Raw genomic sequence first — 15,233 nt, forward strand, 5'->3', positions numbered from 1 at the left:
AATTTAGGTGAAATTAAGATTTTTTAACTAAAAATATTGCCCAATACCAAAAACTAAGCCTTGCGTAGCATCTGGTGTTACACCAATACCATAGTCTATTCTAAATATGGCATTATATATTTTTTTATGAATAAAACGAAGTCCTAAACCAGGATAAACGCGGATATTTTTAGAATCAGCTAAGTCACCAAAATCACCTCCAGGATTTCGCCATGTACCAGCATCTAAAAATGCATTACCTTGCAAAGAAAACCAGTTTTTTTCATATATAGTATGGCGATACTCTGTGTTTATAACAATAGCTCCTGTACCTCTATCAATAGTATTACCAACACCTCTTAAGTTAACATTATTATCTACCGAAAATGGTGCAAAAGGTGTCTTATTATTGGTAGCCAAGCCTAATCTTACTCTATTAGCCCAATTGCCATTTTTACCAAATCGTTTGTAGTATAAAAAATCATTCCAACCAATTAAAAAACCTGGTAACTGTGCATCATCTCTAGAATGCACATATTGAAAATTAAATAAACTTCTAAAGCCTTCTATATACTGATAAGTATAATTAAGATTATTATAATCGTATATAAGTTTATAAAGCATTTTTTTTACTACCAATTCTTGTGGTACGTTAGGGTCTGTTGCACCGTATTTATATTCATAATCTTCGGTAAAATAATTCAAACCAAATTCAAACCTATTATTAAAATTTAATTGAAACAGCCCTAAAACCTCAAATGATTCATTATTATATTTATAATCAGCGGTACTATTGTTAAAAAACACAGGTTCTTGAGTTGTTAAATCTTGATAATTAATAGCTAGACCAAAAGACCTACTAAATAAATATGGTGCTCTAAAATTAACTGCATAAGAACTATAAATGTCTTTCTGGTAAAACCCACCAAAAATCATATTCTGTCCAAATAGATTAAACTCATATAACCCTAATCGGTATGCAAATTCATCATTATTAGTTGTATAAATATTTGCGGAAGGTATTATTGTAAAGTTCTCCTCTATATTATAAAACACATTAAATAGCGTTGGAACCTCAGTAGGAAAAACTTGATAGTACGCATGAGCAACAGAGGGCAATAATTTAATAAGTCTTATGTCTTCTTCTATTACTGAAGAATCTAATACAACACCAGGCTTAATATTAGATATTTTCTTTACAAAGGAAGATTTTAGCTTTTTATTACCTTGGATTTTAAGGTCAGCAACCATATTCTGAGAAAAGCTAGAACAGCAAAAACTTAATAATAACAACGTAATTATACGATTCATTCTACTGTAAATTGCGAAACAAATATTTCATTTATCCAATTATCAACGCTCACATCCATAATAGTCATTTTGTAATCGTCACCTAAAACTAAATCTGGAGGCGTTCCGTTTGTAATATTTAAAATCACATTAGACGTATCGTAATATTGAAATTGATTTTCATAGGTATAAGTTCCAGAAATTAAATCATTATTAATTGTAGATAATACTTGAAAAAATATAGCATTATTCATTTCCGAATTCACATTCCAATTAAAGAGCGGCATTTGCGACAGTTGTTGATTAATACTTATAGCATTTGCAAACAAGGTCGGTTGCGATTCATTTTTTAATCTAATTGGGTTAGACAATTTAATCTCATTATCTTTTTCAAAAGATACAATAAACCATCGTTCTGTAGTAAATTCACCTGTAAATTTTCGTAAATACCCATTAAAAACAGGAGCATCATTTAGAAATATCCGATTGTAATTTAAAAAATCATTAGAATCTACGTCAGTAGAACTCGTTTCATATAATCTATAATTAGTAGCGTCTTCTTCTGGATAAAAGAAAATTTCTACACTAACCGTATCATCTTCAGTATTCCCAGCACATGCAATTACGGCTCCATTTTCAACACTTCTATCTTGCAAGTAGTTGGTTAACGTATTAGAATTTTCAATTAAAGTATCTGTGTCATCACTTGTACAAGCCGACAATAATAATGCTACCACAATGTACTTAAATTTACTCATCATCCTTTTTATAATACGTTCTTATTACCTCTTCTACTGGTTTGTTTTGTGGTGTAAATCTTGAATTGTTTTTACCTCCAACCTCATGATGTTTATGAAACCATTTCCATATAAAACCACCTGCAAACCAAGGTTCTTTCCAAAAAGTTTCAAATAATGCTTTAGTTGTATTTACTTGAGCATCGAGATTAACTACATCCATTGCTATGTCTGAAACCCAAGGTTCTCTTCCTGAAAAATCCACACTTCTATAGCCATATTCTGTAAACAAAATAGGTTTGTTATAGGTGTTAGTTAACTCCTCAATTACAGGTTTATGGATTTTCCAACCCTCTAAACAATCTTGATAAGAAGGTGTTTTTTTATCACTTACAGGGAAATAAGCATCAACACCAATAAAATCTAACTGATCCCAAAAAGGTGTACGCTTAAACTCGTCCCAATTTGCAGCATAAGTAAGTTTACCTGTGTAAATATTTTTTATGTCTTTAATAAGGGCTCTCCAATACTCTGGTCTATGTTGTACAAACAATTCTAGTTCTGTACCAATACATAAAATCTCTGCATTAACCTCTTTAGCAAGTTGGGCATACTCTAAGATAAAATTAGAATAAGAGGCCTCTAAGATTTTCCAATTTTCTTCTGAAGACATTTTAATAAGTCCTGTAAATTCACCTCGCCAAACCCATATTTGAGGCTTTATCATTACTTTAATGTTTTTTTTACGAAGTTCCTCTATATACTGTTTAGCACCAGGTTTTGTCTCACCAAACCATTGTCTATCTGTATTGTGATTAATGTCTGGATGGTCTAAGTTTTTTATAAACCCAAATGGCATTACTGCAGCAAAATTGGCATTGACTTCAACTATTGGGTTAACATGAGACGCATCAATTACATCTCTAGAAGCAACGAAACTTACACCATTAATTTTGTCTTCTCGTCCTCTACAAGCTGAGAGCACAACTAATAATACCATGGAAAAAAGACGTTTAAAACTACTCATAAAGGATATTTTGGTCTCCTAATTTATACAAATCCTAAAACAATGCTCTTAAACCTATATTAAATGTTTCGCCTAAACCAGTGTTATTTCCTCTTACAAAATTGGTGTAAAGCGTTTCTATATTCAACACTTTTGTGAGTTGATATTTAAATCCACCTCCAATTGCAGTAAAATCTTGTTCAAAATTATTGCCAGTATCTATACGTTGAGAATGTTGAGCTAATGCCAAAACGGTAAACTTTTCACTTGGAAAATAACTTAAGAAAACACCTGGAGTTAAATTAAGACTATTGTTTGCAAAGCTATCTTCTTTTTTACCAAAATTATACTCTGTATTTAGCTCTGTAAAAATTTGCCAATCACCACTTGGAAACGTATAATCATAGAAAAATCTATTCTGAAAAATAAAACCTTTCTGATCTAAAAAGACACCATTATTATCATTTATAGGTAAAAAATCTTCAGACTCATTATCTACTAAAGGAATATGAAATGCCGTCTGAATCGTAAAATTAGATACATTTTTAAAAGGGTTAAACTTAATTGCTGGTGCAAATGATGTAAAACCAGAACGCCCTGTACCTGTTTCGCCATCAAAAGAAAATACGTCTAAAGCATCTCTATCAGCAATAACATTAGATCTAAACTCTAAAAGCAATCCAACATTAAATTTACTACTCTCTGAAACACCAGTAAAAATATCTACAGTAGACGTAAAAAATGTTTGTCTAGGTTCTTCTCCATCACTAAACGTACTTTCGGTTTGGGTATATAAATTATTAAACCACTTAATATCCCATTGCCCTTTATCTAATAATTTTGAAGGTGTATATTCTTGTATAACACTTTTTTGTACGTCTTCATCTTCTTGAGTAAATCCTAGAAATGTAACCATCATTGCTAAGACTGCTAAACTAATTTTTTTCATTGCTTTTTTTTAGTTGATTAGTATTAAATTATTGTTTGTTCAAATTCCAGTTATACGCAAAATAAGTAAGCTTGTAATTCTCCGGAATTTTTTCTGTTCTGTATTTATTAATAAACTCTATTTCTGTTAAGCCATCCATGGTAAAATCTTCTTTGTACCACTTCATAATTTCGGAAGCCTCAACCCTTTTTTTCTTTGTATTCACTTTTAAAAAATCACCATTTAAAGCTTTAATCGTTTGGCTTTCTAACTGTGTTTCTAATGTATTTGGCATATAAGCTTCACCAATTAACGGCGGACAACCAACGGCACCACAAACTAATACAAAATGAAAACGAGCATCTTTAAATTTTGCTCTTAATAATTTGTGCTCTATATCGTTTAGTGTAATTTCTTTGCCTGCTAAATCATAAGTCGTCTTATCAAAAAAACCTGCTGTATCTAAAGGAGATTTAGTTGGGTAATTATCTATTATACCTTTAATTACGGAAATATTATAGGCATTAATCCAAAAGGCTTTATAATTATTAGCATCTGTAACTTTAACAGTTATACCATTCGCAATTTTTAAAAGTTCATCTAATTCAGATTGGTCCTTATGTATACTTGCGTAATCAACTTTCCCTTTAGAAACGTGTTTATTTAAAAATGAATTTGTCCCTGTAAAAAATGAATTCAGGTCTTGCGCACTAACACTAAAAGTGATTAAAAATGCAATTAAAAAACGGTATACTTTCATAATATTTTAGTGATAGTTTAAAATTTAATAATCTCTAGGTCGTATATAAATGTTAACACTTACAAGGTGTTAAAAAAATAAAGCATTCAAAAAAAACAGATACCTTACAAAAACTCTTTTATTTAAATTCTTTCTAAATTAATAGTAATTCTTAAGTTCTTACCTTTAAATTCGACAGACTATTTAACCAACCACAAAAACATGAAGCACATCGTTATAATAGGCAACGGAATTTCTGGCGTTACACTAGCCAGGCATATCCGAAAACTATCCGATAAAAAAATCACCATTATCTCGGCTGAAACAGATTATTTCTTTTCACGTACAGCATTAATGTATGTGTATATGGGACACATGAAGTTTGAACACACCAAACCTTACGAAAATTGGTTTTGGAAAAAGAACAGAATTGAACTTAAAAAAGGTTACGTAAAAAACGTTGAAACCAAATCTAAAACACTTCATTTTGCCGAAGGAGACACCATGCAATATGATAAATTGATTATTGCAACAGGAAGTAAACCCAACAAATTTGGTTGGCCAGGACAAGATTTAAATGGTGTTATGGGTATGTACCACAAACAAGATTTAGAAAATCTTGAAAAACATGCACCTAATAAAGAGGTCTGTAAACGTGCTGTAATTGTTGGAGGTGGTTTAATAGGAATTGAATTAGCCGAAATGTTGAATTCTAGAGATATTCCTGTTACCTTTTTAGTACGCGAAGATAGTTTTTGGAATGGTGTTTTGCCTCAAGGTGAAAGCAAAATGATTAACAGACATATTAAAAATCACCATATAGATTTAAGACTTTCTACAAATTTGAAAGAAATTAAATCGGACGAAAACGGCTATGTTAAGTCTATAATAATTGAAGAAACAGGAGAAGAAATTCCTTGTAATGTAGTTGGATTAACTGCTGGAGTGACACCAAATATCGATTTCTTAAAAGATTCTGAAATTGAATTAGGACGAGGTGTAAAAGTGAATCGTTTTTTAGAAACGAACATAAAAGACGTCTATGCTATTGGTGATTGTGCAGAACAACATGAAGCTATAGGCAACCGAAGGCCAATTGAAGCCGTTTGGTACACAGGCAGAATGATGGGAGAAACTTTAGCGCAAACTATCTGTGGAAATAAAATTGAATACAAACCAGGTCATTGGTTTAACTCTGCTAAATTTTTAGATATTGAATATCAAACCTACGGTTGGGTTTTTGGAGAACGTGGTCGTCCAGAATACGAAAAACATTTTCATTGGAAACACAATGATGATACTAAATGCATAACCGTAGCTTACCACAAAGACACTAAAGAATTTTTAGGTATCAACACTTTTGGAATTAGAATGCGACATGAAACTTTTGATACTTGGTTAACAGAAAAACGCGATGTAGATTATGTAATAAATCATTTATCTGAAGCCAATTTTGATCCTGAGTTTTATTCAACATTTAAAAACGAAATTTTAAAAGCCTACAACAATCAATTACAAATCGCTTAATTATGAGTCATAAATTAAATCATAGTATGTCTTTAGCTAAACCTGATGCTTTAGATATATCAAACAAACAAAAAATAGCCTTAGCGGTTGGTATTGTAGGTTTATTCATTCTAGTTTTAGCTTTATTTAACACTAATTTCCCTAACAAAGCCATTTTCTTATCACTTTCATTAGGTTTAATTATTGTTGGCATCGTTGTGTATGCAAGAGATGCCTACCTCAACAAATTAGAAGGTATAAAAAATGATGGTGTTTGGTTTAAATCTATATCGTCTCGTGGTATTTGGGGTTGGATTGTTGGTATTATTTTAACCACATTTTATATCGTTCTTTATTTCTTTCCAAAGTATTTAGGATTAGGCTCAGATGGTGAAGCTAACTCAGGCTTAATTGGCTTATTTGACCCATTGAGTCAACTATTGGGAGGCAGAAACGCCAGCCAATGGTTTGTGTATGGCACACTTTACACAGTTGCTATACTGGCTTTTGGTTATAAATTCATTCTAAAATATAGACATAATCGTTACCAACAATTACGTACCGTTTCTGTTATGTTTTTTCAATTAGGTTTTGCCTTTTTGATTCCAGAATTTATGTACGTTATGAATAACGACTTACCTTATTACGACCTTAAAAGTATTTGGCCTCTTAATTATTATATTTTTGATGAATGGTCTGTTAACGGCTTTCTTTCTAACGGTAATATAGGACTAGCACTACTACTGTTTGGTATCATATCCATATTTGTCATTACACCAATTCTTACATACAAATACGGCAAGCGTTGGTATTGTTCTTGGGTTTGTGGCTGTGGTGGTTTAGCGGAAACTGCAGGAGATTCATTCAGACAATTATCATCTAAAAAAATGTCGGCTTGGAAATTAGAACGTTGGTTAATACATACAGTTCTTGTCTTTTCTGTACTAATGACAACAGCAGTGATTTATACGTATTTAGGCTATGACAAAAATGACTTTTGGCTTACTAGAGATGTTTTCATTGCTTTAGTTATTGGCTTTTTAACATTAGTATTTGCCGCTGTTATGTTTTTTAAAAGACAAGAACTCGGTAAAGATGCCAAATATGGAGCCATTGGTTTCTTTGTGGCAATTACCGTATTACTAGTGATGCATTTTACTGGCACAACTGAAAACCTTTTCTATGTAAAAGCAAGTGTATTAAGATCTTCATATGGAATTTATATTGGCTCTATTTTTTCTGGTGTCATTGGTACTGGTTTCTATCCTATTTTAGGAAATCGTTCTTGGTGCCGTTTTGGTTGTCCAATGGCTGCCGTTTTAGGATTTCAGCAACGTATGTTTTCTAAATTTAGAATTACAACAAACGGCGGACAATGTATTTCTTGTGGTAACTGTTCTAACAGTTGCGAGATGGGAATAGACGTACGTGCTTATGCTCAAAAAGGTGAAAACATTGTACGATCTAGCTGTGTTGGATGTGGTATTTGTTCTGCTGTTTGCCCAAGAGGTGTTCTTAAACTAGAGAATGATAGCATGAAAGGAAGAATTAACCCAACAGAAATTTTATTAGGTAACGATGTTGATTTAATGGATTTAGTAAATCAGAAATAATGCGTGTTTTTCTATTTTTATTATTTTTTTCATCCTTGGCATTTGGTCAAAAAAACTACATTAAAAACACCTATGACAATGGTAAAATTAGTTCCAAAGGTTGGCTTCAAAACAATCTAAAAGTTGACTATTGGTACTTTTATCATACCAATGGTCAATTAGAAAAACGAGGTGCTTTTCTCAATGGAAAAGAAAACGGATTTTGGAGTTTTCACGATAAAAACGGAAACATTGAGGCTTATGGTTATTTTAAAAATGGACTTAAAATAAATCATTGGAAAACATTTTATAACAATAGACTTTTAGAAGAAGGCCATTATCATAACGGCAAACGATCTAAATATTGGAAATTTTATTTCCCAAACGGAAGATTAAAAGAAAAAGGACATTACAAAGACAATCAAAAAACCTCCTACTGGAAAACCTATTTCAACAATGGGAAACTAGCCAATGAAGGTCAATATTTAAATGGAAAACAAACAGGATATTGGCGATTTTTCTATAATAACGGCCAAATTGAAAAAGTTGGTGATTATAAGTTAGGAAAACTCACTAGCTATTGGCAATTTTACAGCGAAAATGGTTTAAAAACCTCAGAAGGTCATTTTATAAATGGCAAAAAAGATAGTTGGTGGTTATTTTATGATAAAAATGAAAAAATTAACCACAAGTGTCAATTAACTAACAATAAAAAAAATGGATATTGCCTCATGTATAAAAATGAAGAATTAATAGCTGCTTCAAAATATTCTAAAGGAAAAAAACTGAAAGAATGGACAGATTTAAAATCATTTAAAAGAGACAATAAACTATCAGATTTAAAATAATGCCCAATATAAAAGTTATAATTCCGGCATATAATGAAGAAGAATCTATTCCTCTTGTTATAAAAGCTATTCCCAACCTAGTTAATGAAATTATTGTTGTTAGTAACAATTCTACCGATAACACAGAGATAAATGCAAAAAATGCAGGAGCAACCGTTTTAGTTGAAAACCAAAAAGGATACGGTTTTGCCTGCTTAAAAGGCATGGAATATATTTCTCAACAAAAAAACAAGCCAGATATAGTTGTTTTTTTAGATGGAGATTACAGTGATTATCCTGAAGAATTAACCAAAATAATTCAACCTATTATTGAAGAAAATATAGATTTTGTTATTGGATCTAGAATTAAAGAATTGAGAGAAGAAGGTTCCATGACGCAACCTCAAATTTTTGGCAATTGGTTAGCTACCAGCTTAATGAAACTACTTTTTAAATCAACATTTACAGACTTAGGTCCTTTTAGAGCCATAAAATACGATAAACTTTTAGGTTTAAAAATGGAAGACAAAACGTATGGTTGGACGGTAGAGATGCAACTAAAAGTTTTAAAGCAAAAATTAAGTTACAGAGAAATACCTGTTAATTATAGAAACAGAATTGGTGTCTCAAAAGTTTCAGGAACGATAAAAGGTGCTATCTTTGCAGGCATAAAAATCTTGACATGGATTTTTAAATATAGTTTTAAGTGATTTACCTCCAGTATACAATTATTGTAATTTACACTATTGCCATAGTGCTCATCTTTATGTACGCATTAGCGCAACTTAATTTGCTGTACAATTATCTTTCCTCTAAAAAAAATAGAGAAGACTGTGTAAAATTTGATTTCTCTAATCCAGATGAAATTCCTTACGTTACTATTCAACTTCCCGTTTTCAACGAGATGTATGTTATGGAGCGTTTGTTAGATAATATTGCACTTTTACAATATCCAAAGGACAAGTTAGAAATTCAAGTTTTAGATGATTCTACCGACGAAACAGTAGAAACTACAAAAACTCACATAGAGCAACTTGCAAAAACAGGATTAGACATAAAACATATTACCAGAACTGACCGTAGCGGTTTTAAAGCTGGAGCACTAAAAGAAGGTTTAGAAATTGCTAAAGGCGAATTTATTGCCATTTTTGACGCCGATTTTTTGCCACAACCTAATTGGCTACAACGTACAATTCCTTATTTTAAAAATGAAAAGATTGGTGTTGTACAAACTCGTTGGGGACATATCAATAAGGATTATTCTTTACTAACTAGAATACAAGCATTTGCTTTAGATGCACATTTTACACTAGAGCAAGTTGGTAGAAACAGTAAAGGGCACTTTATTAATTTTAATGGTACTGCTGGTGTTTGGCGAAAAGAATGTATTCTCGATGCTGGAAATTGGGAAGGCGACACTCTTACAGAAGATTTAGATTTAAGTTATAGAGCTCAATTAAAAAACTGGGAATTTAAATATCTAGAAGATGTTGAAACGCCTGCAGAATTACCTATTGTTATAAGTGCTGCACGTTCTCAACAATTCCGTTGGAATAAAGGTGGTGCAGAAAACTTTAGAAAAATGCTTTGGCGCGTTATAAAATCTGATAATATTTCTGCCAAAACAAAAGTTCATGGCTTACTTCATTTATTAAATAGTTCCATGTTTTTAAGCATTTTCACAGTTGCTATTTTGAGTATACCAATGTTGTATATAAAGAATGAATACGCACACCTAAGAAACTACTTTTATGTGATGAGTTTCTTTGTAATGAGTACCATTATTTTCTTTGTTTGTTACTGGTTTATGTATAAAAGTATTTATGGAAGTGGATTTAAAAAATTCTTTAGTTACGTTGGTATGTTCTTTACCTTCTTTTCAATAGCTATGGGCTTTTCACTTCATAACTCTATAGCAGTTATTGAAGGCCATATTGGTAAGAAAAGTGAATTTGTACGTACACCTAAATTCAATATTAAAAAGTTTAAAGACAATTGGAAAAACAATAAATACCTGCGTAAAAAAGTTTCGCCTAACGTAGTGATTGAAGGCATTCTAATGCTATATTTTGCTTTTGGAATGTACAGTGCTTTTATTGTGGGTGACCAAGGTGGTGATTTTGGTTTGTTTCCTTTTCACTTAATGCTATTTATTGGTTTTGCTTATGTGTTCTTTAAATCACTGACATCTAAAGTGTGATTGCGCTCTGGAAATATCACAAAATTCCACTCCTATTTTCTGTTATAAGTAGTTTATTTTATGTCGCTTTCGCCTATGATTTAGTGCGTTCAGATTCCACTAAATTAATATTACTCTACGCTGCACTCTTTGTATTTGCTTTTAAAATTATAAAGACCACTGGGTTTAATTTTAAGCTTTTAGTAATCTTCTCTATTGTATTTCGGTTGTTGTTTCTATTTGCTACTCCGAATTTATCACAAGATTTTTATCGATTTATTTGGGATGGTCAAATAATTCTTTCTGGTTTCAACCCTTACCTATCAACACCAAATTACCAAATGGAAATGGGTGTAATTACTGGGTTTAACAACCAAGTAGAATTATTCAATGGTATGGGAAGTTTAAGTGCGTCGCATTTTACAAATTATCCGCCAATTAATCAACTCTGTTTTGTAATAGCAAACCTTTTTCCTGGGCAAAGTATTTTGAGTTCAGTTATCGGTTTAAGACTTATAATTATTGCTGCTGACATTGGAACCTTATACTTTGGAAAAAAGCTTTTAGAACAATTAAAAATACCATCGTCTAATATCTTCTGGTACATTTTAAATCCTTTTATAATAATAGAATTAACAGGGAATCTTCATTTTGAAGGTGTTATGATTTTCTTCCTTATTTGGAGTTTGTATTTATTACAATCAGGAAAATGGAAATGGGCAGCTGTAGTTTTAGCATGTTCCATTTCGGTAAAATTAATTCCGTTGATGTTGTTGCCTTTGTTTTTTAATCATTTTAAAACATCTCATAAACAGAGTAAATCAATAACGTTTTTAGACACCATTAAAAACCTAAATTTACCACAATTAGTTGCTTTCTACACCATAGTTATTACCACTATAATTCTGCTTTTTATTCCGTTTTTTTCAATGGAATTTGTAACTAATTATACTAAAACAATAGGATTGTGGTTTGGAAATTTTGAATTTAATGCAAGCTTTTATTATCTCGCCAGAGCTATAGGCTATGCTATAACTGGCTATAATGAAATTGCCATAATTGGTAAGATTTTACCCATCGTTTCAATACTAATTATATTAGGATTTACATTCTTTAAAGACAATAGCAGTTTACCAAAACTGATAACTTCCATGTTACTGGTGCTCACACTATATTTATTTTTAGGGACAACGATTCATCCTTGGTATATTGCAACTTTAGTAATTTTAAGTGTGTTTACCAATTATAAATTTCCATTGGTTTGGTCTTTAGTGGTTGTACTGAGTTACCAAGCCTACGCTCACGATATTTTTAAAGAAAATCTATGGATTGTTGCGTTAGAGTATATCATCGTTTTTGCAGTATTTATATGGGAAGTTCTTATAAAAAAAAGACTGCCAGTTCCCTAGCAGTCCATTCTAAACTTCAATAACTTATAACTGATTTATTTCAACTTTTTTATTTCTATTATTTTAAAACTTTCAAAGGTTTCTACATAACCGTTATCGTCTTCTTCTTCGTATTCAGTTATTTCATATGTAATTTGAAAACGTTTCCCTATCATTTCATCAGACTTTAGGTTTACTGCTTTTAAAGCTGTTTCTGAAATTTCTGTAAAGAACATTGTTATCTCACTTTCGGCATCATCTTCATCCTCTTGTATTATAAAAGCATAGCCATCCTCAGCATCGTAACCATCAAAAGTAGCTGTTGCTGTTACTTTTCTTTTGTCTTGTGTTTTAGTTTTTTTCTCTAATAATGCATTTGCGCTAAATACAACGATAGAGCATATAAAAACGAGTATAAATTGTTTGTTTTTCATGTTTGGTAAAAAATTAAAATTCTTGTTTAAATTCCTGTGTTTTAAATTTTAGATATAGATATAGCACTAACTCGCAATATTTTACAAGTATTGTGGTATCTATAACTTAATTACTTTGTGGTTTTGGGAATTTGCTACCTCAAGCCCAAATGCTTTTAGAATATAACCTTAAGGCTATAATTACTGTAGCTACAATTGTAGAAGTACTTTTTAGTTTAATTAAATATTAAATTAAGCATTATGCTTTAAACATCTCATTATAGTTTTTAAAGCTTTTAAACTCTAACATATAATCATTAGGGTCTTTTATAAAAAAAGATGAATGCTCACCTATTTTATCCTCTAAAAAAGTAGCGTGAGTAACTACTTTTAAATTTAGTTGAATCAGTTTTTCGTATAAGTCTTTCCAGCTGGTTTCATTGACTATAACACCAAAATGAAATGATGACAATAATTTGCCTTCAAACACATAATTGGGACTATTGAAATTAAATTTTTCGGCTTGTATAAATGTAATTTGATGTCCAAATAGATTTATATCTAACCAATTTTCATTTGTTCTTCCTAAGGAAGCTCCAATGCTATTTATGTAAAAGTTCTTGGTGTCTTCTACATTTAAACATGGTAACGAGATATGAAATGATGTTTCCATAATTCAACCATTTAAAATTTATAACATTTTAATATATAGTAAATTACAAAATATTCTCAATATGACTACTATGATTTATCCAAAATCTTCATCCTCAGCTCCAGGTTCTAATTCTGGATCTACAACCGCATCTGGATCATCGTCGTCAAAATCTTCGTAATCATCTTCATCGTAATTCTCCATGGTCTGCTCTAGTTTAGTACTTACTTTTACTAAATACTTAGTATCTTCAGTAGTTACCTCAACAGCTTCAATAGTTTCATTTTTAGCATTCTTAAATGAAACAATCTGGTCATCATCATAACCATCAGGATATTTTTCAACAAGAAGAGCTAAAATTTCTGGTGTTAATTTTTTAAAATCTACGATAACTCGCTTTAAATGTGCGTCTTTCGGTTTCATTATTTAATAAAATTTCTAGTGCTAATTTTTTTTAAATATAATACTTATTTGCTTACACGTACAACATCATAAAAATCTTTTCTTCTATCTTTTAAATTTTTTACAGCTCCAAAAGCGTGTAATTCTCTTAAAAGACTGAGGTCCACATCTGCAACTAAAATCATTTCGGTATTGGTAGTAGCTTCCGCTTTTATACCATTACTAGGAAACGAAAAATCGCATGGTGTAAATACAGCTGATTGTGCATATTGAATATCCATATTACTAACATTTGGCAAATTACCAACGCTACCTGCAATGGCAACATAACACTCATTTTCTACCGCTCTCGCCTGCGCACACAGACGTATTCTAGAATAACCGTTTTGCGTATCTGTTAAAAATGGAACAAATAAAATGTCCATGCCTTCATCTGCTAATAGCCTTGATAATTCTGGAAACTCAGAATCATAGCAAATTAAAATGCCTATTTTGCCTGCATCAGTTTCAAACGTTTTTAACTCATTTCCGCGTTGCATTCCCCAAACTTTAGCTTCATCTGGTGTTACATGAATTTTCTCATAGCGCTCTAAACTTCCATCTCTTCTGCATAAATAGCCAACATTATACAACACATCATCTACCAATTCTGGCATGCTTCCTGTAATGATATTTATGTTATAAGAAATAGACAATTGTTGCATTTTCTCAACAATTACCTTAGTGTAACCTGCTAATTCTCTAATAGCTTGTGGCTCGTGCAAGTGATTGTACTTTGCCATTAATGGTGCATTAAAAAATTCAGGAAATACTGCAAAATCTGAACGATAAGCAGACACACTATCTACAAAATATTCTACTTGCTGCATCAACGCATCTAAATCTTTGTAAGGACGCATTTGCCATTGAATAAGCCCTAATCTCACAATGGTTTTTATAGCCGAAGCTCGCTTGCTTTTTTTTGTATAATAAATATTATCCCATTCCATTAAAACAGCATATTCATTTGATGCTGTATCGCCTTCTAAATACCCTTTTAATATTCTTACAGGATGAAAATCATTAGAAATTTGAAAATTTAAAACCGGATCATGTATCTCTTTACGCTTTACTTTTTCAATATATTCTTTTGGTGTAAACTGCTTATGCTTATGGTAATTTGGCATTCGGCCTCCAAAAACAATTCCTTTTAAATTAAGGGTTTCGCAAATTTCTTTTCTGTAATCATATAAACGTCTTCCTAAACGTAATCCTCTGTATTCTGGTTTAATAAATACATCTATTCCGTAAAGTACGTCGCCATTGGCATCGTGCTTTTTAAACGTATCTCCTTTTATAATATCTGCATACGTATGCTCATCATCTATACTGTCATAATCAACAATAAGCGATAATGCACAACCTGCAATATTACCATCAATTTTTATAACCACTTGTCCTTGCGGAAAAATAGAAGTTAAACGTTCTATGTGATGTTTTTTCCAGTAAGAATCTAAAACACCTCCATAAGATTCTAAGGTTGCTGACTTTAATTCTTCAAAATCATCAACCGTTAGAAACTTTAATTCAATATTATCAATCTTTTGATTGTCCAT

15 protein-coding genes are annotated in these 15,233 nt (G+C 31.3%); 6 read left to right on the forward strand and 9 right to left on the reverse strand.

All coding sequences use genetic code 11. The features are described from left to right. Positions 1-27: 27 nt before the first annotated feature. The 5 genes from HNV10_RS00770 to HNV10_RS00790 are packed head-to-tail and all read right to left on the reverse strand — an operon-like array spanning position 28 to position 4,700. A complete protein-coding gene (locus tag HNV10_RS00770; RefSeq protein WP_173299425.1) occupies positions 28-1,290 on the reverse strand; it encodes a POTRA domain-containing protein in 1,263 nt (420 codons plus the stop codon). Beyond that, positions 1,287-2,027, reverse strand: a complete 741-nt coding sequence (locus tag HNV10_RS00775; protein WP_173299426.1) for a hypothetical protein — start codon at positions 2,025-2,027, stop codon at positions 1,287-1,289. The genes HNV10_RS00770 and HNV10_RS00775 overlap by 4 nt, the downstream gene beginning before the upstream one ends. Then, positions 2,020-3,033, reverse strand: a complete 1,014-nt coding sequence (locus tag HNV10_RS00780) for a glycoside hydrolase family 113 (protein ID WP_173299427.1) — start codon at positions 3,031-3,033, stop codon at positions 2,020-2,022. The genes HNV10_RS00775 and HNV10_RS00780 overlap by 8 nt, the downstream gene beginning before the upstream one ends. A gap of 34 nt (positions 3,034-3,067) precedes the next feature. Further along, positions 3,068-3,961, reverse strand: a complete 894-nt coding sequence (locus tag HNV10_RS00785; protein WP_173299428.1) for a hypothetical protein — start codon at positions 3,959-3,961, stop codon at positions 3,068-3,070. A gap of 28 nt (positions 3,962-3,989) precedes the next feature. After that, positions 3,990-4,700, reverse strand: coding sequence for a DUF547 domain-containing protein (locus tag HNV10_RS00790; protein ID WP_173299429.1), 711 nt, complete (start codon positions 4,698-4,700; stop codon positions 3,990-3,992). A gap of 201 nt (positions 4,701-4,901) precedes the next feature. Here HNV10_RS00790 and HNV10_RS00795 point away from each other — a divergent pair, with 201 nt between their 5' ends. The 6 genes from HNV10_RS00795 to HNV10_RS00820 are packed head-to-tail and all read left to right on the forward strand — an operon-like array spanning position 4,902 to position 12,192. Further along, positions 4,902-6,206: an NAD(P)/FAD-dependent oxidoreductase gene (locus HNV10_RS00795; protein WP_173299430.1), complete on the forward strand. Its 1,305-nt coding sequence runs from the start codon at positions 4,902-4,904 to the stop codon at positions 6,204-6,206. 2 nt (positions 6,207-6,208) lie between these two features. After that, complete coding sequence (locus tag HNV10_RS00800; protein ID WP_173299431.1) at positions 6,209-7,798, forward strand: 4Fe-4S binding protein; 1,590 nt, start codon at positions 6,209-6,211, stop codon at positions 7,796-7,798. Next, positions 7,798-8,625, forward strand: a complete 828-nt coding sequence (locus HNV10_RS00805) for a toxin-antitoxin system YwqK family antitoxin (RefSeq protein WP_173299432.1) — start codon at positions 7,798-7,800, stop codon at positions 8,623-8,625. Before HNV10_RS00800 ends, HNV10_RS00805 begins: the two co-directional genes overlap by 1 nt. Continuing rightward, a complete protein-coding gene (locus HNV10_RS00810; RefSeq protein ID WP_173299433.1) occupies positions 8,625-9,314 on the forward strand; it encodes a glycosyltransferase family 2 protein in 690 nt (229 codons plus the stop codon). Before HNV10_RS00805 ends, HNV10_RS00810 begins: the two co-directional genes overlap by 1 nt. A 56-nt stretch (positions 9,315-9,370) precedes the next feature. Then, positions 9,371-10,804 (forward strand): cellulose synthase family protein, encoded by a 1,434-nt coding sequence (locus tag HNV10_RS00815; protein ID WP_194241009.1) that lies wholly within the window; start codon positions 9,371-9,373, stop codon positions 10,802-10,804. Next, positions 10,801-12,192, forward strand: a complete 1,392-nt coding sequence (locus HNV10_RS00820; protein WP_173299434.1) for a mannosyltransferase — start codon at positions 10,801-10,803, stop codon at positions 12,190-12,192. Before HNV10_RS00815 ends, HNV10_RS00820 begins: the two co-directional genes overlap by 4 nt. Before the next feature lie 35 nt (positions 12,193-12,227). Here the strand turns inward: HNV10_RS00820 and HNV10_RS00825 are convergent, their stop codons facing one another. The 4 genes from HNV10_RS00825 to HNV10_RS00840 form a co-directional block, all read right to left on the reverse strand. Further along, positions 12,228-12,605 (reverse strand): hypothetical protein, encoded by a 378-nt coding sequence (locus HNV10_RS00825; protein WP_173299435.1) that lies wholly within the window; start codon positions 12,603-12,605, stop codon positions 12,228-12,230. 238 nt (positions 12,606-12,843) lie between these two features. Next, positions 12,844-13,257, reverse strand: a complete 414-nt coding sequence (locus HNV10_RS00830) for a VOC family protein (RefSeq protein WP_173299436.1) — start codon at positions 13,255-13,257, stop codon at positions 12,844-12,846. Between the two features lie 75 nt (positions 13,258-13,332). Continuing rightward, positions 13,333-13,659, reverse strand: coding sequence for a hypothetical protein (locus HNV10_RS00835; protein ID WP_173299437.1), 327 nt, complete (start codon positions 13,657-13,659; stop codon positions 13,333-13,335). Between the two features lie 44 nt (positions 13,660-13,703). After that, positions 13,704-15,233 carry a bifunctional GNAT family N-acetyltransferase/carbon-nitrogen hydrolase family protein gene (locus HNV10_RS00840; protein WP_173299438.1) on the reverse strand — a complete coding sequence of 510 codons (1,530 nt, stop codon included), beginning with the start codon at positions 15,231-15,233 and terminating at the stop codon, positions 13,704-13,706.

Source organism: Winogradskyella litoriviva (assembly GCF_013249065.1).
Classification (GTDB): domain Bacteria; phylum Bacteroidota; class Bacteroidia; order Flavobacteriales; family Flavobacteriaceae; genus Winogradskyella; species Winogradskyella litoriviva.

Excerpts from the sequence above, each read along its gene's own strand:
- HNV10_RS00770 (WP_173299425.1), bottom strand. The coding sequence starts at position 1,290 with ATGAATCGTATAATTACGTTGTTATTATTAAGTTTTTGCTGTTCTAGC.
- HNV10_RS00775 (WP_173299426.1), bottom strand. The coding sequence starts at position 2,027 with ATGAGTAAATTTAAGTACATTGTGGTAGCATTATTATTGTCGGCTTGT.
- HNV10_RS00780 (WP_173299427.1), bottom strand. The coding sequence starts at position 3,033 with ATGAGTAGTTTTAAACGTCTTTTTTCCATGGTATTATTAGTTGTGCTC.
- HNV10_RS00785 (WP_173299428.1), bottom strand. The coding sequence starts at position 3,961 with ATGAAAAAAATTAGTTTAGCAGTCTTAGCAATGATGGTTACATTTCTA.
- HNV10_RS00790 (WP_173299429.1), bottom strand. The coding sequence starts at position 4,700 with ATGAAAGTATACCGTTTTTTAATTGCATTTTTAATCACTTTTAGTGTT.
- HNV10_RS00795 (WP_173299430.1), top strand. The coding sequence starts at position 4,902 with ATGAAGCACATCGTTATAATAGGCAACGGAATTTCTGGCGTTACACTA.
- HNV10_RS00800 (WP_173299431.1), top strand. The coding sequence starts at position 6,209 with ATGAGTCATAAATTAAATCATAGTATGTCTTTAGCTAAACCTGATGCT.
- HNV10_RS00805 (WP_173299432.1), top strand. The coding sequence starts at position 7,798 with ATGCGTGTTTTTCTATTTTTATTATTTTTTTCATCCTTGGCATTTGGT.
- HNV10_RS00810 (WP_173299433.1), top strand. The coding sequence starts at position 8,625 with ATGCCCAATATAAAAGTTATAATTCCGGCATATAATGAAGAAGAATCT.
- HNV10_RS00815 (WP_194241009.1), top strand. The coding sequence starts at position 9,371 with ATGTACGCATTAGCGCAACTTAATTTGCTGTACAATTATCTTTCCTCT.
- HNV10_RS00825 (WP_173299435.1), bottom strand. The coding sequence starts at position 12,605 with ATGAAAAACAAACAATTTATACTCGTTTTTATATGCTCTATCGTTGTA.
- HNV10_RS00830 (WP_173299436.1), bottom strand. The coding sequence starts at position 13,257 with ATGGAAACATCATTTCATATCTCGTTACCATGTTTAAATGTAGAAGAC.
- HNV10_RS00835 (WP_173299437.1), bottom strand. The coding sequence starts at position 13,659 with ATGAAACCGAAAGACGCACATTTAAAGCGAGTTATCGTAGATTTTAAA.
- HNV10_RS00840 (WP_173299438.1), bottom strand. The coding sequence starts at position 15,233 with ATGGACAATCAAAAGATTGATAATATTGAATTAAAGTTTCTAACGGTT.